The following is a 23,721-nucleotide window of genomic DNA, read 5'->3' on the forward strand; positions in this document are numbered from 1 at the left end:
GCACCACCCCCGGCCCCGGCGAGCCCCGCCGCCCGAGCACGGCCCCACGCTCAGGCGTGCCCCCCGATTCCGCCACCACCTGTCCCCATCCCATCTGTGGCAGCGTTGCCGCCGCCGGCGCCTGGTCAGCAACCACCGAGTCCGCCGTCGCCGAGCGGTGCCTGGCCACCACCAGGCCCGTTGGCGCCACCCGGGCCAGCTCTCCCCGGTGCGGCACCTGTCGAGGCGGCGCCCGCTGAGCCGTCCCACCCTGAACCTGTCCAGCTCCCGGCGGCGCCCGTCGAACCACCGGCCGGTGCGCGGCGTGCTGTCGAACCGTTGCGCGTCGAGCCAGCCCCCGCATCCCCTGCCTCCGCGCCATCCGAGCGATCGCGCCCGGAGCGCGCTTCCGCACAGCCGGGCGCCGTTGAGCGCCCAGAGCCAGCCCCTTTTTCCCCCGCCGGACCCGAGGTGTCGGGTCTTCAGGCCGAAGCCGAGCCGGTGCGCCTCTTGCCGTCCGGGTCGGCATCTCCCGCCGCGCCGTTGCGGCTCGGGCAGGTGCAGCCGGTTGTGACTCCCGGTGGAGAAGTCCCGGTCACCGTTGAGTTCTCGGCGCCTCGGCGGCCCGGTGTCGTGCTCGGGGGGAGTCGTGCGGAGCTCGACTTCGACGACGACTTCGGTGGTGCGCGGCGGGCCACGGTGCTCGCCGGGCCGCTCGCGCCTCCCGACCAGCCCCACCGCCGGCTGATCCGGTACGACCTCCTCGCCGGGGCGGCGCTCCTCCTCGCGCTGCTCGCGCTCGTGCCGCTGCTGCTCCTCCGCGGTGATCCCGAGGAGATCTCCAGCACGCCCAGGGTTCCCGCCGCCGGCGGGGCGGGCTCCGGAGAAGTGACCGTCGAGCTGGCCGAGCCCACCGATCTCAGCGACAAGGTGCAGCTCAGCTGGAAGGCCAGCCGCGATCTCGACTTCGCCGTCGTCGTGGCCGCGGAGGGGGAGTCGACCCGGGTGTTGCTGGCCGAGCGGAACCACACCATGACCGTGGACGTCAAGCCTGGGCGCAAGTACTGCTTCCTCGTCCAGGCGTCGGACGGCGACCGGGTCTACGAGAGCGAACCGCAGTCCCTGCGCGGCGCGAGCTGCCGGAAGTGACCGGTAGCCACCGGAAGTGATCAGCCGCCCGAGTGCATCATGTCGGCGCCGGCCGGCACGGTCGGGTCGTCCGGGTCGTCGAGCCAGCCGTACGGCAGCGTGACCTTGCCCGCCGAGCCCTGGCGGCCGCGTGGACCCTCGCCGGCGGCCGGGAACGGGGCGTCGTGGTCGAGTTCGGGTAGGTACGTGTCCAGTTCGGCCAGGGTGGACACCATCGAGAACTTGCGGCGCAGGTCGGTGCCGACCGGGAAGCCCATGAAGTACCACGCCATGTGTTTGCGCAGGTCACGCATGCCCTTATCCTCGCCGTCGTGTTCGACGAGGAGTTCGGCGTGGCGGCGCAGGACCCGCGCCACCTCCCCGAGGCAGGGACCGTCGGGGACCGGCTCGCCGGCGAACGCGGCCTGCAGCTCGCCGAACAGCCACGGCCGGCCAAGGCAGCCGCGGCCGACGACCACGCCGTCGCAGCCGGTCTTCGCCACCATGGACAGGGCGTCGGCGGCCGTGAAGATGTCGCCGTTGCCCAGCACCGGGATGGTGGTGACGGCCTCCTTCAGCCGGGCGACGTGCGTCCAGTCGGCCTGGCCGGAGTAGCGCTGGGCGGCGGTCCGCGCGTGCAGCGCCACCGCGACCGCGCCCTCGGCCGCCGCGATCCGGCCGGCGTCGAGGTAGGTGTGGTGCTCGTCGTCGATGCCGATGCGGAACTTCGCGGTCACCGGGATGTCCCCGGCGGCCTCGACCGTCGCGCGGATGATGTTGGCGAACAGCTTCCGCTTGTACGGCAGCGCCGCGCCCCCACCCTTGCGGGTGACCTTGACGACCGGGCAACCCCAGTTCGTGTCGATGTGGTCGGCCAGCCCCTCACCCACGATGATCTTCACGGCCTCCCGCATGGTGGCCGGATCGACCCCGTAGAGCTGCACGGACCGCGGCGACTCACTCGGGTCGAACGTCATCATGTGCCGGGTCTTGGCGTCCCCGATGACCAGCGCACGGGCCGTGATCATCTCGCACACGTAGAGCCCGGCACCATACTCCCGGCAGAGTCGCCTGAAGGCGACGTTCGTGATCCCGGCCATGGGCGCGAGCACGACCGGCGGATCGACCCGGTAGGGGCCGATCTCGAGGACAGGCTTGGTCAGCGTCGCGGTCACGCCGTCCATTGTCACTCCCGCCCGAACCAGACTGCCGGTGACCTCCGGTGCCACTCCCCGTGACCACTCGGATCAGTCGAACAGGCCTCGGACGTCCTCCGCGGTGAGGGTGGGGCTGAACGTGTCGCCGTCGTCCATGACGTTGGTGAACAGTTCGGCCTTGCGGCGTTGTAGGGCCATCACCTTCTCCTCGATCGTGTTCCTGGCGATCAGCCGGTAGACCATGACGTTGCGGGTCTGGCCGATGCGGTGGGTCCTGTCCACCGCCTGGGCCTCCGTGGCCGGGTTCCACCACGGGTCCAGCAGGAAGCAGTAGTCCGCCTCCGTCAGGTTCAGGCCGAAGCCGCCCGCCTTCAGGCTGATCAGGAACACCGGGGCCGCGCCGCTCTTGAAGCCGTCGATGACCTCGGCGCGGTCCCGGGTCCGCCCGTCCAGGTAGCAGTACTCGACGCCCTCGGCGGCCAGCCTCGACCGGACCATCGACAGGAAGCTCGTGAACTGGCTGAACACCAGCGCTCGGTGGCCGCCGGCGACGACGTCCACCACCTGCTCGGCCAGCGCGTCGACCTTGGCCGAGGGCATGTCCGCGTGTTCCGGCGACACCAGGCCCGCGTGCAGGCTGAGCTGACGCAGCGCCGTCAGCGACCGCAGGATCGTGAACCGGTTGCGGTCCATGTCCTCCAGCAGGCCCAGCACCTTCTGCCGCTCCCGCTGCAGCACCGTCTGGTACAGCTTCCGGTGCTTCGGGTGCAGCTCCACCTCCAGCACCTGCTCCACCTTGGCCGGCAGGTCCGTGGCCACCTGCTCCTTCGTGCGGCGCTTCATCAGCGGCCGCACCCGGCGGCGCAGCTGCGCCAGCAGCGAGGCGTCGCCCTCCCGCTCGATCGGCCGGGCGTAGTAGTCGCGGAACCGCGTGGGGCTGGGGAACAGGCCCGGTGCGGTGATCGACAGCAGCGACCACAGCTCCATCAGGTTGTTCTCCATCGGCGTGCCCGTGATCGCCAGCTTCACCGGCGCCGGGACCCGCCGCAGGCACTGGTACACCTTCGACTGGTGGTTCTTCGTGTACTGCGCCTCGTCCATGATCAGGCCGGCCCAGGGCACCGCCGCGTACGCCTCCACGTCCAGCCGCAGCAGCGTGTACGACGTGACCACCACGTCGACGTCCGCCGGCAGCCCGGCACCACGCCGGGCCACGGACGCCACGCGCAACCCGGGCGTGAACCGGGCGGCCTCCGCGACCCAGTTGGACACCACGCTCGTCGGCGCCACGATCAGGAACGGGCGGTCCGCCGCGGCGTGGCTGATCAACGCCAGCGCCTGCAGCGTCTTCCCCAGCCCCATGTCGTCGGCCAGGATGCCGCCCAGCTGGTGCTCCCACAGGAACGCCAGCCACTGGAAGCCGTCCACCTGGTACGGCCGCAACCGGGCCTCGAGCGCGGGCACCTCGTACGACGCCACCGACGACAGCGACAGCAGCCCGTTCACCTGGCTCTCCCACGCCGCCGCCTGCCGCTCCACCACGCCGAGCGCCGCCAGCTCGTCCCACAGCCCCGCCTGGTACCGGCTGATCTTCAGCGTGCCGTCGGAGAACTCCTGCAGCGACCGGGCCTCCTCGATCAGCCGCCGCAGCGCCTGCAGCTCCGGTTTCTCCAGCGAGAAGTACGCGCCGTCCGGCAGCAGCAGGTGCGACTGCTCCCTGGCCAGCGCCACGAAGACGTCCAGGAACGGCACCTCCCGCCCCTCGGCCCGGATCGTGATTCCCAGGTCGAACCAGTCGTTGTCACCAGGCACAGACGACGTCGACACGCCGATCGTCACCGAGTCGCCGACCTCGCGGTAGTCGGCCGTCTCGCCCTCGACCACCACGTCGACGTCCGGCCGGTCGAGCAGCAGCGGCAGCACCTCGGTGGTGAACAGCATCGTGTCGATGCCGCGGACCTCGCCCGGCCACAGCGTGCCGTTCGAGCGCACCCCGAACTGTTCCAGCGGCACGTCGTCGAGCCCGTCGAGCAACGCGCGCTCGGCGCCCGGGTCGCGGTAGGCGGCGACCTGACCCTCCAGCGACGAGTACATGGACGTGCCGTCGACCTCGTACCGCCACTCCCACCGCAGCGCCAGCCGGTGCCCGGCGCCGTAGTCGGCGTGCAGCACGAGCACGGGCGCGGAGATCGCGACCGGCGTGAACGAGGAGTCGGACGAGACGACCGGCGCCAGCCGCCGCAGCCGCGGGTAGTACTCGGTGGCGAACCTCCGCTGCTCGGCGAGCGGGATCTCGAGCCGCCGGCCATCCAGGGCCAGCTGGCGCAACTGCGCCGGCACGGCCTCGACCAGCCGGGCCAGCCCCAGCCGCCACTCGCGGTGGTCGCTGACCGCGCTCATCTCCGCCCGGTCGACGTGCACGACACCGTGGTCGCCGACGAACGCCACCGGCACCGGATCGGCGACGCCGTCGATCCGCAGTGCGGGCCCGAGCAGCAGGTTCTTCCCGTGCCGCGTCGCGTCCAGGAGCAGTTGGGCGGAGTCGTGCCGCGGCACGTCACCGAGCCGCTTGCGGGCGTGCACCACCCGCAGGCCCATGGCGTCGGCCTCGTCCAGCATCGACCACAACCGGGCACTCCCGAACGTCGACAGGTCCAGGAAGTGCCCGTCCTGGAAGCCCGACAACGCGTACAGCTCCGTCAGCAGCCGCACGTGGTCCGGTAGGTAGTCGCCCTCCAGGCGCGTCCAGCTCACCCCGCCGCTGGTCCACCCGCTGCGCCCGGGCCGCACCACCCGCGCGTACACCCGCGGCTGGTCGGCCATCGACAGCTCGACCGCCAGCGGCGTCGCCCCGCGCGTCTCGGGCACGGACAGCAGCGAGTCCAGCGACTGGTCCCACGTCACGGCCTTCGGCCTGGCCCGCTGCCGCGGACCGGCGAGCCCGGCCGCGGTCAGCACGAGCGCCACCACGTGCTTGCAGTCGAGCGCCACCGGGCAGTCACACTCGCCCTCCGCGAACCCCAGCGCCTGCCCGAACCCCGAGGCGAAGTACGCCGTGGTCGTGTAGACCTCGCCGTGCGAACCCTGCACCCGCCCACGCACGGCACACGACGACTCGTCCCACCGCATCGAGACGACGGCGCCCTTGCGTGCGTAGGCCAGGCCCCGCGTGTACGACGTGGGCCCGGCCGCCTCCTCGAGCCCGAGGAGGTCGGCGCCGGCGAGCATGGCGTTCTTCATGGTCGCCAAAGCTAGCCGCGGGCACCGACAATCTCGGTTCGGCGCGCCAGCGGCGGGGCCAGCAACCAGACGACGGCCAGACAGGCGACCGCGCCGAACACCAGGAGTGTGGCCCGGGTCCCGGCGTACGTGGCCAGCCAGCCACCGAGCAGGCCGGCCACCGGCACCACGGCCCACGCCGTCAGCTCCATCATCGCGTTGACGCGGCCGAGCAGCTCCGGCGGGCACACGACCTGCCGGATCGTCATGGACACGACGTTCGTCAGGATGACGCAGAAGCTCGCCACGAACCCGCTGGCCACCCACCAGGCGAGCCCCCAGCCCGGGGTCGTGAACGCCTGCGCCAGGAACGCCAACCCCAGCAGCAGGGTGCCGCCGGCCAGCGCCCACGCCTGCCCCAGCCGCGCCACCAGCCGGCGCGCGATCCCGGCCGACAGCACCGCCCCCACCAGCCCCACCGTGCCGAGCAGGCCGATCACCCCGGCCGACAGCCCGATGTCGCGCACCAGGAACACCACGCTCACCGCCATGCCGCCGCCCTGTCCGAACACGATCGTCGCCGTGCTCAGCGCGATGGGCCGCAGCACGGGGTGCCGGACCACGTACCGCACGCCCGCGGCGATCTCACGCCCGAGGTGGCGGTCGGCGGCACGCTCCACCGGCGGCTCGCGGTGCCGCACGGCCCGCACCCACAGCCCCGACCACACGAACGACGACGCGTCGATCAGGAACACGAACGGCGCGGTCACGAGCTGCACGAGGTAGCCCCCGGCGCTGGCGCCCGCGAGCGCGGCCACCGACGCGTTGGCGGCCAGCTTCGCGTTCGCCGCCACCAGCTCGTCCCGCGGCAGCAGCCGCGGCAGGTACGACTGGTGCGCCACCTCGAAGAACACGGTCAGCACGCCGACCAGGAACATCACCACGTACAGCTGCCCGAGCGCGAGCGCGCCGAACGCGGCGGCCGCCGGCACCGACAGCATCAGCGCCGCCCGCCCGAAGTCGGTGACCAGCAGCACCGGCCGGCACCGCAGCCGGTCCACCCACGCGCCGGCCAGCAGGCCGAACAGCAGCCACCCCAGCGTCTCGAACGTCCGGACCAGCGCCACCTGGAACGTGGACGCGTCCAGGTACAGCACGGCGACCAGCGGCGCGGCCAGGAACGTCATCCGGGTGCCGAACTGGCTGACGGCGTCCGCCAACCACAGCCGACGGAAATCCCCCATGACGACACCCTAGCATTCGCTAGGGGGTCGCATACTGGTCGCATGGTGGATCCCGTCCTGCGTGCGCTCGGCCATCCGACCCGGCTGCGGATGCTGTCGTTGATGTGGGCCGGGCCGCTGTCCGCGGCGGGCCTGGCCGCGGAGCTGGGCATCTCGCACGGCCTGGCCAGCCAGCACCTCCGCACCCTCGACCGCGCCGGCCTCGTCGAGCTGGCCGAGGTGCGGGCCAAACGCGGCGGCCGCGAGCGCCTGTACCGGACGGTCAAGGGCAGTCCGCTCTCCGACCGCACCGACGTGTCGCCGCTGCTCACCGAGGCCTTCGTCAGCAACCTGCGCCACCGGCTCGCCACGCGGGCGCCCGACTCGGCCTCGGTCGTCACGGACGCGGAGCTGTGGGTCACCCCGGAGGTGTGGCGCGAGGTCCGCAAACGTTTGGCAGACCTGATGTACGAGCTGCACGAGCACTCCCAGCCACCACACACGCCGGGCACGACACCGATCGGGGCGTTCCTGATGGCCTTCGAGATGCGATCGGGGACCGGTCCCGAGGCACCCGACCCATACTGAGGGCATGTACCCCCAGCGACTGCCCCCGTCGACCGGCGGGCTGGCCGGCCGGGTGCCGCCGGCCCCGCCCGGCAGCATCTTCGTGCTGGCCGCCGGTGGCGGGTTCGCCGCGCCGCCGCGGGCGCGGTTCGAGGTCGTGTTCGGCCGCAGGGAACCGGACGTGCACGTGTGCGTCGGCGCGGACGACCCGCGCATGAGCCGGCTGCAGGGCCGGTTGGTGTGCATGGGCACGGAGTGGTGGCTGCGCAACGAGGGCAAGCTGCCGATCCGCCTGCCGCAGTCGCGCTTCCTGCTGTCCGGCAACGAGATCCCGCTCACCGAGGGCTACAGCCCGCTGTTCATCAGGACGTCCAAGCGGCGTGAGCACCTGCTGGAGGTGCGGGTGGTCGGCGCCGGCCGGCAGGACACGCTGACCGGCGTGGACGAGGGGACGGTCGAGCCGGAGAGTTGGCCCATCGACGACAACGAGCGGGTCGTGCTGACCGCGCTGGCGCTGCGGTACCTGCGGCAGGAGCCGCACCCGCAGCCGCAGTCGTGGAAGCAGGTCGCCGCGGACCTCAACGCCGCGACCGGCATGCACGCGGACTGGACGGAGAAGAAGGCCGCGAACGTGGTCCTGAAGGTTCGCGACCGGCTCGCGCCGCACGTGTCCGGCCTGCGCCTGGAGGACTGGGGCGACCCCGCCGGCAACATGGTCAACCACCAGCTCATCCAGGAACTGCTGCAGACGGCGACGCTCCGCCCCCCGGACCTCCGCCTGCTCGACGCCGACGACGGCTGACCGCCCCTGTGCGTTCCACACCCCCGCCCCGCCATGAACGGCGCGTTGTCGACATCGAGCGTCCGCCACCGGCCCGAACGCTCAGGCCGGTCCGGCGCCGTTCTCCCACCAGGCCAACAGGTCCTCCGTCGTCCAGGCCTGGAAGGCCAGCGCCAGGATGTCGTACTTGTCGGAGGTCCAGATCAGATGCAGGTTGTTCGCCGAACCACACGAGAGCCGCCCGGAGTCGCCGCCGCGCTCGTAGGGCGCGTCCGCGGTGAAGCCGGCCGGGTTCGTGCGGCAGTCGCCGCCGCTGACCTGCTGTTGCGCGAGGTACGCCGCGTTCATCGCGTTCGCGTCGGGGAACTGGTAGTAGAAGACGATCGGCGCACCTGGCGACGGTCCGCACACGACCCCGGCGGTGCTCGCCCCGGCCTCGTTGAGCTTGACCTGGCCCGCCGACGGGCGCATGCAGTTCTTCCTGGTGCCCGCCGGCACGTGGGCGAGCAGCGCGGTCTCACCGGCCGTGGGGAACGGCGGCCGCGACTTCCTGTTCGCCGCGCCGACCACCTTCCCGATCGGGATCCCGTACGTGCGGTTGAACCACTTCACGAGTCCCTCCGGCGTGCCGCCGGTCGCGCGGACCATCACGAGCAGCGGCTCGACCGTCCACTCCAGCACGGGTTGGCCGCGTTCGTCGGTGTAGCAGAGCATCGAGCCGAGGTCGACGCTGCGCAGGTCGTAGGAGCGGTTGCCGAGGAAGTTCGTCGGCAGCGGGTCGTCCGCGCACAGCACGCCGCTCGGCGGGTTGGCGGTGTCGACGTGCTGGTCGTAGGTGCGGCGCAGGGCGTTGACGTCGCTGAACCGGTAGTACGACACGCTCGTCACGCCCTGCTCGATCGGGTCGCAGTCCACGGCCGCCACCAGCTCCCGGAAGGTCGCGAGCGCGCCCGCCCGCGCCCGTTCGCACCGGCTCAGCTCGACCAGGTCCACGAGCGACTTCTCGTCCCCGGTGGGGAACGGCGGGATGCCGACCCAGCCCGTCCACGCCTTCGCGAGCGCCTGGTCGTCCGCCTCGCGGGTCCGCGCCTCGGCGATCGTGCGCCACTCGTCGTTCGTCCACACGAGACTCGTGGAGCCACCCTCGGCGTAGCACAACACGCGGCCGGTCTGCTCGCCCCCGTTGGGATAGCGGTGCTCCGCACCGGTCGCGACCGTGCAGTCGCCGGTGTCCTGCGCGACGCCGGAGCGCTTCACCGCGTCGGCGTACTCGTTGTCCATCGTGGACCGGTCGGCGAACAGGCTGAACCGCACCTGCCAGTCACCTTGTTCGCACAGCAGCGTTTCCTCGGCGCCGGCGAGGTCCGGCGAGGCACCGGTCGTGGTGCAGTCACCCCGCAACGACGGCGGGACGCGGAAGATCGGGCTGGCCGACCCGCCGCCCGTGTTGGTGGCGACCAGGACCGTGGCCGCCGCGGCGACCGCGACCGCGACCGCGACCGCGGCCGTGATCGCGGCGACCGGCTTCCACCCGACCGTCCGGCGGTGTGCGCTCCGCCGCACCCCGCGCACCCGCCCGCCGGACACCGCCCGCGCCAGCTCGTCGGCCAGCTCCGTGCACGTCGAGTACCTGTCCTGCGGCCGCTTCGTGAGCGCGGTGGCGAGGACCTTGTCGAGTGCCGCCGGCAGCCCGGGCCGCAGCGCGGTGACCGGCGGCGGGTCGTCGTGGCCCTGTGCCCACAGCAGGGCGTTGACGTCCGAGTGCTGGTACGGCGGCCGGCCGGTGAGGCACTGGTAGAGCACGACACCGAGCGAGTAGACGTCCGCACGCGGGTCGATCGGCGCCTTTTCCCCTTCCCCGCCCGGAATCAGCTCCGGCGCCACGAACCCGGGCGTGCCGACGGCCGAGCGGCCCACCTCGGTGAACCGCTCACCCAGCGCCTGCGCCGCGATGCCGAAGTCGCACAGCAGCACGCGACCGGACTGGCGGTGCACCAGGATGTTGCTGGGCTTGACATCCCGGTGCACGATCCCCGCCGAGTGCGCGAAGTCCAGCGCGGCGGCGACCTCGCGGATCATGTGGACGGTCCAGGGCAGCTCGAGCGGGCCGTGCGCGAGGAGGTCCCGCAGGTTCGGTCCGTCCACATAGGGCATGACGAGGTAGAGCAGCTCGCCGTCGGTCTGCGCGTGGTAGACGGGCACGATGTTCTGGTGGTCGAGGTTGGCCGTGCGCAGGATCTCGGCGCGGAACCGCTCGCGGAAGCTCTCCTCCTGCGCCAGCATCGGGGCGATGACCTTGACCGCCACCTGCCGGTTGCCGAGGTCGGTCTCCTCGGCCAGGTAGATGACGCTCATCTTCGTCTCCGACAGCTGCCGGACGAGCCGGAAGCGCGGCAGCCTGTCATCGAGCTCCGGCTGGCTGGGAAACTGGTCGTCAGTGCTGTCGTGCAACCAGGAACCCCCCGACGAGACTGGACGCCACCGTGTTGACCCATGATGCCAGGCGCCGTGCCGGCGTCGTCGCGTTGTCGCTGCTGTTGGCCGGCTGCAGCCACGAGGTCGCCGGCTCACCCGTCGGCACGGGCCAGGTCGTGGACTCGAACCCGACCACCGCGAGTTCCGCCGCCGACCCACCACCGAGCCCGACCAACCCGAACTGGCCGAAGGCCGCCGACGGCACGGACATCACTGCCTGCTACGACGGCACGTGCGAGGTCGAGCTGCGCGCCCCGGCCACGATCCCGATGGACCCGGCCACCGGCGTCCGCGAGTGGCACCTGGAACGCGTCGACGACGTCAACGGTGCCCACCTGACCGCCACCACCGCGGACGGCAGCGGCACCCTCTCGGCCGACGTGTACGCCGAACCGGGCAGCGGCGGCGCGACGGTGGTACTCAACGGCATCACGATCGTCGGCCTGGCCACGGCGAACGGCGTGGCGGTCCTGCGCTTCTCGGCCCCGCGCTGACCCCTACACTTCGCTTCTGAATAAATCTCATGTTCCGCATTCCCGGTTCGCCCGCGGCGCCACCGACCCGCCGCCGGTCGCCCGCCCGCGGGCATGACGAAGCTTGGAGGACATGTGGACGCCGCCGCGCTGGCCGCGAGTTTTGACCGTCCGTCCGGATTCGCCGCGGTGATGAAGGGAATGTTCCGCAACGGCAAGGCCACGAAGGCGCACACCCTCTGGGCTTCCGCGCAGCGCAAGGGCGTCTACCCGACCGTCGAGCTGCGCTTCTCGACCCACGACGCGACCGGCTACGCCGTAATGGCCTTCTCCGACCACGGCCCCATCGACCTGCCGACGCAGGAAACCCTTGCGGCGCAGGCGGAACGCTTCCCCCTCGGCACACTGCGGTACGAGGCATGGGTGTACTCCGCGCTCGATCCGCACGGCTGGCACCCGCGCTCCTGGGACCCCAACGCCCACACGATCGACGCCATCGCCGACCCGTACCCCGGCATCCACGTCTTCACCGCGGTCACCAAGCCGAAGGGCGCGGACCGCCCGCTCGTCGCGCACTGCGTGGTCGACGGCAGGAACTACCTCTACCCCATCCCGGGTGATCGGCTTTACTGACATGCTCGGCCAGCCGGCGGCACGTTCTGGGTGGTCCCGGTCGCGCGGCGGCTGCTCAGCGACGGTCCGAGCCCGCTGTGGGTGCCGCTGCGCGGCGGTTTCGGGCCGGTCGGGCCGAGGTAAACATGCGGGGTGGCCACCACCACCGAGTCCCAGGACGAGCAGCTCGCCCGCAACCTCAGCGAGTTACTGCAGGAACTGCGCGTCGCACAGGCGGGCGTGCAGTTCCTCTTCGGCTTCCTGCTGGCCGTCGCGTTCACCGAGCACTACGCCCGCGCGTCGGGGTTCGAGCAGGTCATACACCTGATCGCGGTGGTGTTCGCGACGGTGTCCGTCGCGTGCCTGACCGCACCGGCCGCCTGGCACCGCCTGCTGTTCCGCAAGGGGCAGCGCGTGCAGATCCTGCGGGTGGCGAACAGGCTGACCGTCGCGGGCCTGGCCAGCCTGGCGATCGCGATGACGGCGACCGTGTTGCTGCTGTTCAAGGTGGTCGCCGGCCCCGCCGTCGCAACCGTCGTGACCGTGGTGGTCGCGGCCATGTTCGCCATGCTGTGGTTCGTGCTGCCGGTGCGTGCCCGGCTCAAGTACGAGAAGCGCTAGTTGATCATGTCGTCGTACCACTCGCTGATCGAGTCGTGGTCGACGTCCGGGGCGTCTTCCAGGTTGTCGAACAGCGGGGTCGCGTCGCCGTCCTCGTCGTCACGGGGCTCGTAGCCGGAGCCGGTGTCGTCGTGCCCGGTGTCGTCGTGCCCGGTGTCCGAGCCGTCGGCACCCGAGTCGGGCATTCCCGGCGCGCTGCCGTGGTCGTCGTCACCGGTGTGGTCGCCGTGGTCGCCGGTGTGGTCGCCGGCCCCGGGCAGGTCGGTGTGGTGGGCCCCGCCGCCGTCCTGGTCACCGCCGTCCTGACCGCCGCCGCTGTCCTGGCCGCCGTCGTGGGTGCCGTACGGCTCGTAGCCGTTGTCCGTGTCGCCGCCGCCGTGGTCGGTGGGGCCGGGGGTCGGCTGCGGTTCCGGCTGCTGCTGGTGTTCGGGCGTGGACTGCGCGGTGCCGCCGCCCTGGCCGTGGGCGTTCCACGTGCCCTGCCCGGTCGGGTCGTGGTAGGCGTCCTCGGCGACCCCGTCGTCGTTCTCGTCGAGCAGCGCGGTGTCCGCGACCCCGTCACCGTCGGAGTCCCACATGACGTCGTCGACCCGGCCGTCACCGTCGAAGTCGAGCGCCACGCCGTCGGCGGTGCCGTCACCGTCCACGTCGACGTCCGCCTCCGAGTGGTGGACGTTCGCCGCGCTGTCGCCGGTGCCGAACGAGTACTGGATATCGGGCATGGTGATCCCCCCGGGGCCGGGTCCTGTCTTCGGAACGTAGATGCGCCGGAGGGCGCCTCGGTTCCCGTTCGAAGTGTGCCAGGTCCGGTCCCGCGGGGGAGGCGGGTCAGGCGGCCAGGTTCTGCTGCTGCGTGAGCCGGCGCGTCACGCCGATCACCGCGTAGGCCGGCGGCAGCACACGGCCCGGGCTCGGCGGCTCGATCCAGCGCCAGCCCTGCCCGGAGGTCGTGTGCGGGTCCGTCGGTATCACGATGTACGCGCCGTGCGGTGCGACGTCGACCCGGAGGTGGGAGAGGTCGGCCGCGATGTTGGGTCGCAGCCGGTCGAGCGGCTTGGTCAGGAACGTCCAACGCCCGCCGTCCGGCTCCGCCACGATCGGCGCGGACAGCATCGCTATGCCCAGCTCGGCACACACCCGCGCACCGAGACTCGCCGGCATCGTCACGGCATCGAGGGTCTGGCCGATCGCGACGATGAGTACCCGCTTACCCACCTGGACGGAGACCGGCCAGCCGAGTAACTCCTCGTAGGATGCGCGGCCGTGGGCAAGCTCTCGCAGCCACGCCGGCGCCGGCCGGTTCGTGATCGAGATTGTCATGGTAATCCCCGGTTGAATTCGGCAGTGCCGGAGCCGGGCCCCGGCACTCTTCAGATTTCCACGGCGCGGACGACCACCGCTGGAATTGACATCTACTGCCGATTCACTGGCACCGGAAAAACACGCCGCCCCGACGCGGCGTCCCCGCCCTGGCCTGCTGTCGTACCTCCGTGGTGTACATCACAAGTACAAAACCAACCACCCGGTATGTCAATACCGACCGGCTGGTTTTTTCTGAACCGGAGATCAACCTACCCGTCAGTGAACGAAAGCGGAGTTCAGCTCACCGTGCGTCAGCTCGGCCCGGCTGCGCTCGTAGGTGCCGAACCGGAGGATCTCGGTAGCCGCGGCCATCACAAGCGAGTACGCGGCCATCGGTATCGAGGCCCCGACACTGACCCGCCGCACCCCGAGCCGAGCAAGCTCTGCGACGGACGGCGCCCCGGGCCCGGCCATGACGTTGACCGGCGCGGGGATCTTCTCGACCAACTCGGCGATCACGTCCCCGTCGACCACCCCGGGCACGAAGATCCCGTCGGCCCCGGCGTCGAGATACTGCCGAGCCCGCGCCACTGTCTCACTGATGTCGCCCCCACCGAGCAGGAAGGTGTCGATCCGCGCGTTGACGAAGAGCTGCTCGTCAACAGCCCGCGCCGCCGCGATCCGCTCGGGCCGAGCCCGCGTCCCGTCCTCGATGTTGATCCCCACCACCCCGACGTCCCGAACCCTGCTGACGGTGCCGGCGACGTCCCCGTACCCACCCTCGATGTCCGCGGTGACGGGCACGTCGACCGCCCGCACAATCCGCCGGACGACCTCGACGGCGTCGTCGGCACCGAGCCGCTCCCCATCGGGCACCCCGAGGCTCCAGGCGATTCCGGCGCTGGTGGTGGCGACGACCTCGGCCCCGGCCCTCTCGACGAGCCGAGCACTGGCGGCGTCCCAGGCGTTGGGCAGGACGAGCGGTTCGCCAGACTGATGACGTGCACGAAAGTTCATGCCGGCAACTCCACCAGCAGACCGACCCACGCGCTGGCCGTTTCCGGACACGTACATGTCCGAAAAGGGCCAGCCCCACCACCCCGAAAGCGGAAGGCTAAGCCCATGCGGACACACACGGTGATGGACAGCCCAGTAGGCCCCCTGACCCTGGTGACCACGAACGGCGCACTGGCCGGCCTGTACATGCACGAACAACGCCACCGCCCGCTGCCCGAAACGTTCGGCCCCCGCGACGACACCCAGTCACCACAGGTCATCGAACAACTGAACGCCTACTTCACCGGCGAACTAAGGGAGTTCGACGTACAACTGGCCATGGAAGGCACCGAGTTCCAACGTCGAGTATGGACAGAACTCCAACACATCCCGTACGGCGAAACAACCACGTACGGCGAGTTGGCCGAACGCCTGGGCTGCCCCACAGCCGCAAGAGCGGTAGGCCTTGCCAACGGCAAGAACCCCATCAGCATCATCGTCCCGTGCCACAGAGTAGTCGGCTCCACCGGCAACCTGACGGGCTACGGCGGCGGCCTCCCAACCAAGCGCTACCTACTGTCCTTCGAAAAGGGCGAACCCACACTGCTGTAATGCGCGAGGCCTTCGACCAGGCCCACCCAACCCAACCCTGCACGCCAGGCCCCCGACCACGCGTGGACATCAACCGGGCCTGGCCAGCTCAACCCCGTTCACCAGGCCCCCAACCACGTGAGGGCATCAACCGGACCTGGCCAACCCAACCCACTTGCCAAACCCGTCCCCACGCACCCCCCCGGCCCCACCAACCCGCACCCACCAGAAACCAGAGACTCAGAGATACTGCCCACTCCCCCGAATCCCATGCCCCTCCACCCCTTCAACCCCACCAGCCCCAGCCGGCAACCCCCGCCGCATCTGCTCCAACTGCACCCTCGCCGCCATCTGCTGCGCGAAGAGCGCCGTCTGAATCCCGTGGAACAACCCCTCCAACCACCCCACCAACTGAGCCTGCGCAATCCGCAACTCAGCATCGGAAGGCGTGTTCTCCTCGGTGAACGGCAGCGACAGCCGCTCCAACTCCTCACGCAGCTCGGGCGCCAACCCGTCCTCGAGCTCGGCGATCGACCGCTTGTGGATCTCCCGCAAACGATTGCGCGAGGCCTCGTCGAGCGGTGCCGCCCGCACCTCCTCGAGCAGCTGCTTGATCATCGTGCCGATGCGCATGACCTTCGCCGGCTGCTCGACCATGTCGCCGACCTGCTCACCCGCGCCGTCCTTGAGTGAGGCCGCGCCAACGGGCGTGCCATCGGGGCCCATCACGACCAAGTGCTGCGGCTGCTCGCCGTCCTGGTCAGAGTTCATCTGCACGGGTTCGAGGGTAGCCGTCACGCGCACCCCGCAAACGAGGCCCCCGCGCCCGTCCGTACGGTGTGGTGCCATGGCGTTCGACGTCGCTGCGATTCGGGGTTGGTTCCCCGCGTTGGGTGACGGCTGGATTCATCTCGACGCCCCTGCCGGCATGCAGGTGCCCGAACAGGTGGCGACCGCCGTCTCCACGGCGTTGCGCGCACCCGTCTCCGGTCCCGGCGGCGTCTTCCCGGCCTCGCAACGCGCGGAGGCGATCGTCGACGCCGCCCGCCGCGCCATCGCGGACGTCGTCGGCTGTGACCCGGCGGGTGTCGTGCTCGGGCCGAACCCCGCGGTGCTGCTCCAGCGGCTCGCCGAGTCCATGGGCGCCGGCTGGGTGATCGGCGACGAGGTGATCGTCTCCCGGCTCGACCATCAGCAGAACATCGCGCCGTGGCTGCGGGTCGCCCAGCGCGCCGGCGCCACGACGAAGTGGGCGGAGATCGACATCGAGACCTGCGAGCTGCCCGCCTGGCAGTACGAGGGCCTCATCAACCACCGCACGAAGGCCGTCGCCGTGACCGCCGCCTCCGGGGTCGTCGGCACCCGGCCGGACCTCACCAAGATCACCACGCTCGCGAAGGACGCCGGCGCCCTGGTCGTGGTGGACGCCTCGTCCGCGGCGCCGTTCGTGCCGCTGGACATCAGGGCCCTGGGCGCCGACGTCATCGCCGTCAACGCGAGTGCCTGGGGCGGCCCGACCGTCGGCGCGCTCGCGTTCGCCGACCCGGCCCTCATCGAACGCCTGCCGCCCTGCTCGCTCGGTCCGAACCAGACCGGCCCCGGCCGGCTCGAACTGGGCCAGCACGCGTACCCGCTGCTCGCCGGCCTCGTCGCCTCGGTCGACTACCTCGCGAGCCTCGACGACGCCGCCACCGGCACCCGCCGCGAACGCATCCAGACGTCCATCGGCTCCGCCAGGTCCTACCAGGCCGGCATGCTGGGCAAGCTGATCTCGGAGCTGCGCGGCCTGCTGCACGTCACGGTCATCGGCGACGCCATGCGCCGCATCCCCGCGCTCGCGTTCACCGTGGCCGACATCAAGGCGTCCAGGGTGATCGTGCACCTCGCGGACCGCGGCATCTGCGCGTTCGCCGACGACGTGCCCAGCGGTGTGTTCGCCGCTTTGGGGGTCGCTGAGGTGGGTGGTGCGATCCGTGTCGGGCTCGCCCACTACACGACGTCGGTGGAGATCGAGGCGCTCGTCGAGGCGGTCGCCGCCCTGACCTCGCTCAGCTGACCGTCAGCAGCAGCTTGCCGAACACGTCGCCCTCCTCGAGCCTGCGGTGCGCGTCGGCGGCCCGCTCCATCGGCAGCACGTCCTGGATGATCGGCTTGACCGTGCCCGCGTCGACCAGCGGCCACAGCTTCTCGACCAGCTCGTGGCAGATCTCCGCCTTCTCGGTGACCGGCCGGAACCGAAGGGACGTCGCCGTCACGGTGCCGTTCCTGGCCAGCAGCTTGCCGAGGTTCAGCTCGCCCTTGACGCCGCCCTGCATGCCGATGACGACCAGCCTGCCGAGCCGCGCGAGCACGTCCACGTTGCGCGGCAGGTACTTGGCGCCCATGTTGTCGAGCACGACGTCCACCGTCGGCCCGAGCACCTCGACGAAGTCCTGCTCGCGGTAGTTGATCAGCACGTCCGCGCCGAGCGACGCGCACCGCGCCAGCCGCTCCGCCGACCCGGCGGTCACCGCGACCCGCGCGCCGAGCGCCTTGGCGACCTGGATGGCGTGGGTGCCGATGCCGCTCGCGCCGCCGTGCACCAGCAGTGTCTCGCCGGTCTTCAGGCCCGCGACCATCACGACGTTCGACCACACCGTCGCCGCGACCTCGGGCAACCCGCCCGCGGTAGTCACATCCACAGTGGACGGCAGCCGCATGACCTGCCCGGCCGGCACGACGACCTTCGTGGCGTAGCCGCCACCCGCGAGCAGCGCGCAGACCTCGTCACCGAGGGCGAACTCGTTGACACCCTCACCGAGTGCGGCCACCCGTCCGGAGCACTCCAGTCCGGGGACCTCGGTCACTCCCGGTGGCGGTGCGTAGTTGCCCTGGCGCTGCAACAGGTCCGCCCTGTTCACGCCGGCCGCGACGACATCCAGCACAACCTCACCTGGGCCGGGCCGCGGATCGGGTTGCTCCGTCCAGCTCAAGACTTCCGGACCACCGGGTTCGTTGATCGTGATGGCGTGCATGGGAAGACGGTAACGGGCTGACGTAACAGTCCGTATGTGGGTCTTGACCAGCGCAGGAGTTCGGACAAGGCTGCCGAAGCCGGGCGCGGCGATCGGGGTTCGGGGCAGATCCAGCGCCGGCGTCTGAGCCTGTGAGAGAGGAAACTTCATGCCGTCCGCCAAGACGACATTACGAGCCGGGGTCGCGGTGCTCGCGGCCGCCACCGGTCTCGGTATCGCGACCGTGCCAGCGTCCGCGCAAGCGTCGCCGATCCCTGACGGTCCAGCACTGGCCCGCCAGCTGGTCAAGAAGGTCGACGTGGCGAACACCAACCGCCACCTGATCGCGCTGCAACGACTCGCCGACCGCAACGGCGGCACTCGCGCCGCCGGCACAAAGGGGCACACGGACTCCGCCGAGTACATCGCCACGAAGCTCGAGGGCGCCGGCTTCATCGTGGACCGCCAGGAGTTCCCCTTCACGTTCGACCAGACGACGGCCGCGTCGCTGACCGTCGGCGGGCAGTCCGTGCCGGTTGTCCGTATGACCTACAGCGAGGACACCCCCGCCGGTGGTGTGACGAGCACGCTGGCGGTCGTCCCGGCGGACGCGACACCGGGCTGCGAACTCTCCGACTTCACCGCGGCGGGCGTCGCGGGCAAGATCGCGCTGGTCAGCCGCGGTACGTGCACGTTCGCGGTGAAGGCCGCCAACGCGGCGCAGGCGGGCGCGGTCGGCGTGGTCGTGTACAACAACGTGCCGGCCGCGCCGGGCGGCACGCTCGGTGGTGTCGTCGCGGGCAGCGCCCCGGCGGCCGCCATCTCGCAGGCCGACGGCCAGGCACTGATCGCCAAGAACGGCGCCCCGGCGACCCTCAACCTGCAGGGCCTCACCGAGCAACGCACCACGTACAACGTGATCGCCGAGACCCAGACCGGCCGGACCAACAACGTGGTCATGGCGGGCGCGCACCTGGACAGCGTCCCGGCGGGCCCGGGCGTCAACGACAACGGCACGGGCTCGGCCGCGCTCCTGGAGACCGCGCTGCAGCTCGGCGGTTCCCCGAAGGTCAACAACAAGGTCCGCTTCGCGTGGTGGAGCGGTGAGGAACTGGGCCTGCTGGGCTCGAAGTACTACGTGCAGAACCTCGACTTCGAGCACCAGCTCGACATCGCGCTGTACCTGAACTTCGACATGATCGGCTCCCCGAACGCGGGCTACTTCACCTTCGACGGCGACAATTCGGATGGCGTGGGCGCCGGCCCCGGCCCGTACGGCTCGGCACAGATCGAGCAGGCGTTCACGGCCTACTTCGACTACACCGGCGTACCCCTGGAAGGCCGCGACTTCGACGGCCGCTCCGACTACGGCGAGTTCATCCTCAACGGAATCCCGGCGGGCGGCCTCTTCACCGGCGCCGAGGTCATCAAGACCGAGGACCAGGCCAACAAGTGGGGCGGCGTGGCCGGCGAGGCATTCGACCCGTGCTACCACCAGGCCTGCGACAACCTGGGCAACATCGACCGCGTGGTCCTGGACCGCAACTCCGACGCCATCGCTTTCGTACTGGGCTCGTACGCGATCAGCACCGAGGACATCAACGGTGTGCCCCCGCGTGCCGCCCGCGCGAAGACCCGAGCCGCACAGGCCCGAGTGGCCCAGAAGGCCGTGGCCCACGTCCCAGCAGCGAGCGCCGGCCTGAGCTGACAAGGCCGTTCTCTGCTTGTCCCTCAAGGAAGGGCCCGCATCCGGGAAGACCTGGGTGCGGGCCCTTCCGGCTGCCGCACCCAGGTCTCGCTGTACCGCTCAGTTGTGGTTGGCACCGTCCACCAGGCCGACGTGGATCCTCCCGGCACCTCTCGAGAGATGCGCTGAACCAGAGGAGTCAACAACGCCAAGGCGCACGGAGGTACGTTGCGCGCACGCGCGCACCCAACCCCTGGCACTCGCCCCCGCCACGGGCAGTCATCTCACCCGAAACGTAGGCAAACCCGGCGGCCCACCACATCCTGTAAAGGCATCGCCACGGCACCACCTGCCTCTCCCGGTCTCCCCGGCGGCCCCACATCAGCCGTCCGTACCTCCAGCATGCACCGCCCCACCGCCCCCCACAACCCGAACACAGCCCCCTGAACTGGTGAAACCCCCGCTCACTCTCCGAAACGAACACTCGCGCCGCGCTCCGGTGCCCACCACGGGGACGGCACCACCCCAGCACAGCCCGTGACCCGCTACCCTTGCACCCCAAGGGAGGCGTGGCAGAGCGGCCGAATGCACCTGTCTTGAAAACAGGAGACCTTCACGGGTCCGGGGGTTCAAATCCCTCCGCCTCCGCAGCTGTGACCAGGCAAGACAGCGGTTGTGCTGGGCGGTGAGCTCCGCCGTCTGGCGTCGCAGTCTCAACCGCAGTCTCATTTGCGCCCTCGAAGCAGGACGTGGCGGCATGCGAGCAGTCCGGAGTAGCCCACGCTCCGCGGCAGATTGTTTATCGTCCGCCTCAGCCCGCGACAGTGGCCTCTGCCTCCCCGACGCGCGCTTCACGGGTCCTTCTCCTCGCATCTATCACGCTGAGTTTGGTCATCCTGGTGCTCAGGACAGGTGTCACGGTCACCGCGCTCCTGTCGTCGACGACCACTGGCTGGCTAATGTTCAGCTATGGATGTCGCCGCCTTCATCTTGTCGATCATCGCGTTGGGCTTTTCTGGTGCCAGCGTGCTGTACACGCGCCGAGCCGCTCGGGCGAATGAACTGTCCGCTGCTGCAGATGGCGCTACTGCTGCTTTGGACATGGATCGGCGACATGCCGAACTAACACCACGCCTACGCGTTAGATGTAGGCCGCCCAACCCGAAGTCCGATCGGCTTAAACTGACCGTAGAGTTGATCGGGCCTCCGGAGTTGAATCGGCTGAACGGATTGATTGTGACAATCCGAGACGACCGTCCGTGGCAAGAACAGCCTACGTTGACAGCGGGCGGCCCGACGGCTGAGCAGATTGCAGCCCAGATCTGGGGCCCATTCCGGTTCGTTCCTGGGACCGGCCCCGGAGCTGGACCATCTGGTCTTCCTGGAGCCGACGCCACTGGTCGCAGGACCCCGACAATGGGACTACCAGTCGGCGAGGAACTACCGTTCCACCTGGAACCGACCCAGCCGCCTTCTTGGTCAGGCATGAGCATCCAGGACTGGCGACGTCAACGTGGCGCGACGTTGCGACTGACCTTCGAATTACGCAAGGACGGCATGGAGTCATGGATCTTGACCGCGGAGATCGACACGCAGACCGACAACCCAATCGAGGTTCCTACTCTCAGGCCATGACAGCGCTGAAGGATCTTGGTTGCGTTCGTGGTAACGGTCGCCCAAGAGCGCACGATCCATCGGCGTCCAATCATGGTGCAGGGTTCGCTTGAGCAAATAGCAGGTACCTACAAACCCATTGCCTGAGATGAGAAGAAATGGCGACAGAAGAAGAGGTTTCGATCTACGAGCGACCACCGTTGTATGTTGTGCTCTTCTCAACCAACGAGGATCTATCTTTTCAGTCGCTTCCTGTCAAGTTTGAGCAATTGCGAGCAACAGACCAGGTTACGGTGCCACACGCGATCGCACGGGATATGGCTCAGGCTTTACCTGGGTTATGGTACTGCTTGCACCTGCCGAATACGTTCCAGCACCTGCACGATATTCCAGTCAAGTATCTAAAATCGTTCCAGAAGCTCCACCTTGATCACAACATAATATTGACACCGATTCAAACTTTTAGCGACCAATACTTCGGCGAACTCCTCGATCAGCAGACGGCCGTTCTAGCCGTTTGCCCAGATTCATTGCTTGAAGAAGCCGAGGCCCGCGCTCAAAAGTTGCACTCTTCGCTTCCTGTTGCAGCTTACTCACAGCTATCTGATTCCAGTTTGGAAAAGCATTGGCGAGAGATGAGTGTGCGTTTTGCGCCGAACGTGCCATATTTTGGATATTCGCCATCACTAGCGTCGCGGCTTGACGTTGCCACTACAGACTTGCCGCGACGACTGCTAGAACGCGAGATGTCGCCAGTTAGGCGTGCAACACCGGCACAACCTGAGAACAGCATCAATACCGCTGGACACCTTCAGATCCTCCTAGCCGCCTTGGCGAGGCTGGAACGTGAAGGAAGAACTCCGGCTGAGGCCGATCGTGAACTAGAGCATGTGATGCTTGAGGAGGCGCACACTATGCAACTCCCCGTGGTGATCGGTCTACCTGGCGTATCATCGACCTACTCAAGGAAGGCCTACAGCAAGCCTCTCCTAAAGCGAGTTAGGCCATTTGCTTCGCTTGACGAGCGTGACACGTGGACGGTGGCGACCGAGGATCGACCCGACGATCTCATTGAAAGATCTGCTATTGAATTCTGTGTAACCCATCAAGCTATAGCGCGAAGCTCGATGGGCCTGATGTTGCCGAGCGTGCCTCAAGAAGCATTCACGATACTTGCGCAACTTGAAGAGCATTGTACCGGCAATGTGCACGGTCCAACGGTGTGGCGCCTACTTGAACGGATTAACGGAATCATGGCGCCGATATGGACGGAAGATGTGGTCGCAGCTGTGTCGAGGGCATCGCAGCTAATCGCATTTACCAATTTTCCGATTGGCCTATGTAAACTCCCGGGGGATAGTGCTCCCCTGCTCGATCGCGTCCCGATATCCTACAAGCCAATCTTGCCGCTTACCACTACGATACAGCGGGAGTTGTCCGCAAACCGATCAGTAGACCTGAGTCGTGGGATCCGTATTTTCGTCGCAGAGTGCATTTTCGCAGATGACCCCGTCGGGCAAATATCGCGCGAAGCTTGGAAGACTGTGAGTACGTCAGAGGGGTATAAGGATCTTCCCTTGACGATCACAGTAGGTGAGACGTTGAACGTCGACGATTTGCGTGCAGAGATTGCAGAAAGAAGGCCAGATATTTTGGTGATCAGCGCTCACGGAAAAATAGATGTCAGGCAAAACTTTGCAGGATTGTTGGTTGGCGACGAGCTGTGCCTAGGTCCCGAACTTGGCTCGCTACCTCCGGTAGTAGTTCTCAGTGCGTGTCATGTCGCGCCTCGGGGCGCTAGCGTCGTCACTATCACAGATCTCCTACTTCGGCAGGGTGCTGTAGCTGTACTGGGAACGCAGGTTCCCGTGAACGTAGTCCACAATGCAGTCTTGATGGCGAGGTTCTTTGTATATCTAGCCGAGGTGATGGCGGGACGTGAAGATCATTCGACTATGCTGGAGATTTGGCACAGAGTCCAATCGTCAAACGCGATTAACGATATTGCCAACGGTAGTCCTCAGCTTCGGTCCTGGATCCTCAACAAACAATCCAGTGGAGACTCTGTGTTGGCGGAGTTTATGGCAACTCGTTCCGTTGAACGGTTGCGTCTGCAAGGGGCATACTTAGACACAGAGACAGTCCTGGCTGAGATCGCCGACGAGCAGGGAATGGGAGACCGCGTTCGCAACTGGTTTCGATCGCCAGGTTACATGCCGGAGTCACTTTTTTATGTCTTCGCCGGTAAGCCTGAGAGTATCTATGTAAAAGCAAGAGAGATCACGTGACATATCGGTGACAAG

General features: G+C 68.8%; 19 protein-coding genes and 1 tRNA gene. 11 read left to right on the top strand and 9 right to left on the bottom strand.

Annotated features, from left to right (window positions below; translation table 11 throughout):
- The first annotated feature begins 549 nt into the window (after nt 1-549).
- Entirely contained in the window at nt 550-1,128 is a 579-nt protein-coding gene (locus ACJ73U_RS47260) for a hypothetical protein (RefSeq protein WP_407784361.1), read from the top strand.
- 20 nt (nt 1,129-1,148) lie between these two features.
- On the opposite strand, the gene dusB is transcribed toward ACJ73U_RS47260, so the two are convergent.
- The 3 genes from dusB to ACJ73U_RS47275 all read right to left on the bottom strand — a co-directional run bounded on the left by dusB (nt 1,149) and on the right by ACJ73U_RS47275 (nt 6,727).
- Complete coding sequence (gene dusB / locus ACJ73U_RS47265) at nt 1,149-2,291, bottom strand: tRNA dihydrouridine synthase DusB (RefSeq protein ID WP_407784362.1); 1,143 nt, start codon at nt 2,289-2,291, stop codon at nt 1,149-1,151.
- A 63-nt stretch (nt 2,292-2,354) separates the two neighbouring features.
- Nucleotides 2,355-5,504 (bottom strand): SNF2-related protein, encoded by a 3,150-nt coding sequence (locus tag ACJ73U_RS47270; protein ID WP_407784363.1) that lies wholly within the window; start codon nt 5,502-5,504, stop codon nt 2,355-2,357.
- 11 nt (nt 5,505-5,515) lie between these two features.
- Entirely contained in the window at nt 5,516-6,727 is a 1,212-nt protein-coding gene (locus tag ACJ73U_RS47275) for an MFS transporter (RefSeq protein WP_407784364.1), read from the bottom strand.
- A 42-nt stretch (nt 6,728-6,769) separates the two neighbouring features.
- On the opposite strand from ACJ73U_RS47275, the gene ACJ73U_RS47280 reads away from it, so the two are divergent.
- Together ACJ73U_RS47280 and ACJ73U_RS47285 are read left to right on the top strand one after the other, a co-directional pair.
- On the top strand, nt 6,770-7,294 hold the full coding sequence (locus tag ACJ73U_RS47280; RefSeq protein ID WP_407784365.1) for an ArsR family transcriptional regulator: 525 nt from the start codon (nt 6,770-6,772) through the stop codon (nt 7,292-7,294).
- A gap of 4 nt (nt 7,295-7,298) precedes the next feature.
- Nucleotides 7,299-8,075, top strand: coding sequence for an FHA domain-containing protein (locus ACJ73U_RS47285; protein ID WP_407784366.1), 777 nt, complete (start codon nt 7,299-7,301; stop codon nt 8,073-8,075).
- A gap of 81 nt (nt 8,076-8,156) precedes the next feature.
- On the opposite strand, the gene ACJ73U_RS47290 is transcribed toward ACJ73U_RS47285, so the two are convergent.
- Nucleotides 8,157-10,505, bottom strand: coding sequence for a serine/threonine protein kinase (locus ACJ73U_RS47290; protein WP_407784367.1), 2,349 nt, complete (start codon nt 10,503-10,505; stop codon nt 8,157-8,159).
- Between the two features lie 32 nt (nt 10,506-10,537).
- Between ACJ73U_RS47290 and ACJ73U_RS47295 the strand changes: the two genes are divergently transcribed.
- The 3 genes from ACJ73U_RS47295 to ACJ73U_RS47305 all read left to right on the top strand — a co-directional run bounded on the left by ACJ73U_RS47295 (nt 10,538) and on the right by ACJ73U_RS47305 (nt 12,235).
- Nucleotides 10,538-11,023, top strand: a complete 486-nt coding sequence (locus ACJ73U_RS47295) for a hypothetical protein (protein ID WP_407784368.1) — start codon at nt 10,538-10,540, stop codon at nt 11,021-11,023.
- 93 nt (nt 11,024-11,116) lie between these two features.
- Nucleotides 11,117-11,635, top strand: a complete 519-nt coding sequence (locus tag ACJ73U_RS47300) for a hypothetical protein (protein ID WP_407784369.1) — start codon at nt 11,117-11,119, stop codon at nt 11,633-11,635.
- 132 nt (nt 11,636-11,767) lie between these two features.
- Nucleotides 11,768-12,235 carry a DUF6328 family protein gene (locus ACJ73U_RS47305; RefSeq protein WP_407784370.1) on the top strand — a complete coding sequence of 156 codons (468 nt, stop codon included), beginning with the start codon at nt 11,768-11,770 and terminating at the stop codon, nt 12,233-12,235.
- On the opposite strand, the gene ACJ73U_RS47310 is transcribed toward ACJ73U_RS47305, so the two are convergent.
- The 3 genes from ACJ73U_RS47310 to ACJ73U_RS47320 form a co-directional block, all read right to left on the bottom strand.
- Entirely contained in the window at nt 12,232-12,957 is a 726-nt protein-coding gene (locus ACJ73U_RS47310; RefSeq protein ID WP_407784371.1) for a hypothetical protein, read from the bottom strand. The two genes, ACJ73U_RS47305 and ACJ73U_RS47310, sit on opposite strands and share 4 nt — an antisense overlap.
- A 106-nt stretch (nt 12,958-13,063) precedes the next feature.
- The gene (locus ACJ73U_RS47315) at nt 13,064-13,555 is read right to left on the bottom strand and encodes a hypothetical protein (RefSeq protein ID WP_407784372.1); all 492 of its coding nucleotides are present in this window, start codon (nt 13,553-13,555) and stop codon (nt 13,064-13,066) included.
- Nucleotides 13,556-13,813: 258 nt separating this feature from the next.
- Entirely contained in the window at nt 13,814-14,554 is a 741-nt protein-coding gene (locus tag ACJ73U_RS47320) for an isocitrate lyase/phosphoenolpyruvate mutase family protein (protein WP_407784373.1), read from the bottom strand.
- Between the two features lie 105 nt (nt 14,555-14,659).
- On the opposite strand from ACJ73U_RS47320, the gene ACJ73U_RS47325 reads away from it, so the two are divergent.
- On the top strand, nt 14,660-15,145 hold the full coding sequence (locus tag ACJ73U_RS47325) for a methylated-DNA--[protein]-cysteine S-methyltransferase (RefSeq protein WP_407784374.1): 486 nt from the start codon (nt 14,660-14,662) through the stop codon (nt 15,143-15,145).
- 219 nt (nt 15,146-15,364) lie between these two features.
- On the opposite strand, the gene ACJ73U_RS47330 is transcribed toward ACJ73U_RS47325, so the two are convergent.
- Nucleotides 15,365-15,895 (bottom strand): bacterial proteasome activator family protein, encoded by a 531-nt coding sequence (locus ACJ73U_RS47330; protein WP_407784409.1) that lies wholly within the window; start codon nt 15,893-15,895, stop codon nt 15,365-15,367.
- A gap of 76 nt (nt 15,896-15,971) precedes the next feature.
- Here ACJ73U_RS47330 and ACJ73U_RS47335 point away from each other — a divergent pair, with 76 nt between their 5' ends.
- Nucleotides 15,972-17,180 (top strand): cysteine desulfurase-like protein, encoded by a 1,209-nt coding sequence (locus ACJ73U_RS47335; protein ID WP_407784375.1) that lies wholly within the window; start codon nt 15,972-15,974, stop codon nt 17,178-17,180.
- Here ACJ73U_RS47335 and ACJ73U_RS47340 read toward each other — a convergent pair.
- Nucleotides 17,173-18,138, bottom strand: coding sequence for an NAD(P)H-quinone oxidoreductase (locus tag ACJ73U_RS47340; protein WP_407784376.1), 966 nt, complete (start codon nt 18,136-18,138; stop codon nt 17,173-17,175). The genes ACJ73U_RS47335 and ACJ73U_RS47340 overlap by 8 nt on opposite strands.
- A gap of 148 nt (nt 18,139-18,286) precedes the next feature.
- On the opposite strand from ACJ73U_RS47340, the gene ACJ73U_RS47345 reads away from it, so the two are divergent.
- The 3 genes from ACJ73U_RS47345 to ACJ73U_RS47355 all read left to right on the top strand — a co-directional run bounded on the left by ACJ73U_RS47345 (nt 18,287) and on the right by ACJ73U_RS47355 (nt 23,706).
- Entirely contained in the window at nt 18,287-19,825 is a 1,539-nt protein-coding gene (locus ACJ73U_RS47345) for a M28 family metallopeptidase (RefSeq protein WP_407784377.1), read from the top strand.
- A gap of 542 nt (nt 19,826-20,367) precedes the next feature.
- Nucleotides 20,368-20,452 (top strand) — tRNA-Ser (locus tag ACJ73U_RS47350).
- A 1,124-nt stretch (nt 20,453-21,576) separates the two neighbouring features.
- The gene (locus ACJ73U_RS47355; protein WP_407784378.1) at nt 21,577-23,706 is read left to right on the top strand and encodes a CHAT domain-containing protein; all 2,130 of its coding nucleotides are present in this window, start codon (nt 21,577-21,579) and stop codon (nt 23,704-23,706) included.
- Nucleotides 23,707-23,721: the final 15 nt, after the last annotated feature.

The sequence above is a fragment of the Actinophytocola sp. genome, assembly GCF_045807065.1.
Taxonomy (GTDB): domain Bacteria; phylum Actinomycetota; class Actinomycetes; order Mycobacteriales; family Pseudonocardiaceae; genus Actinophytocola.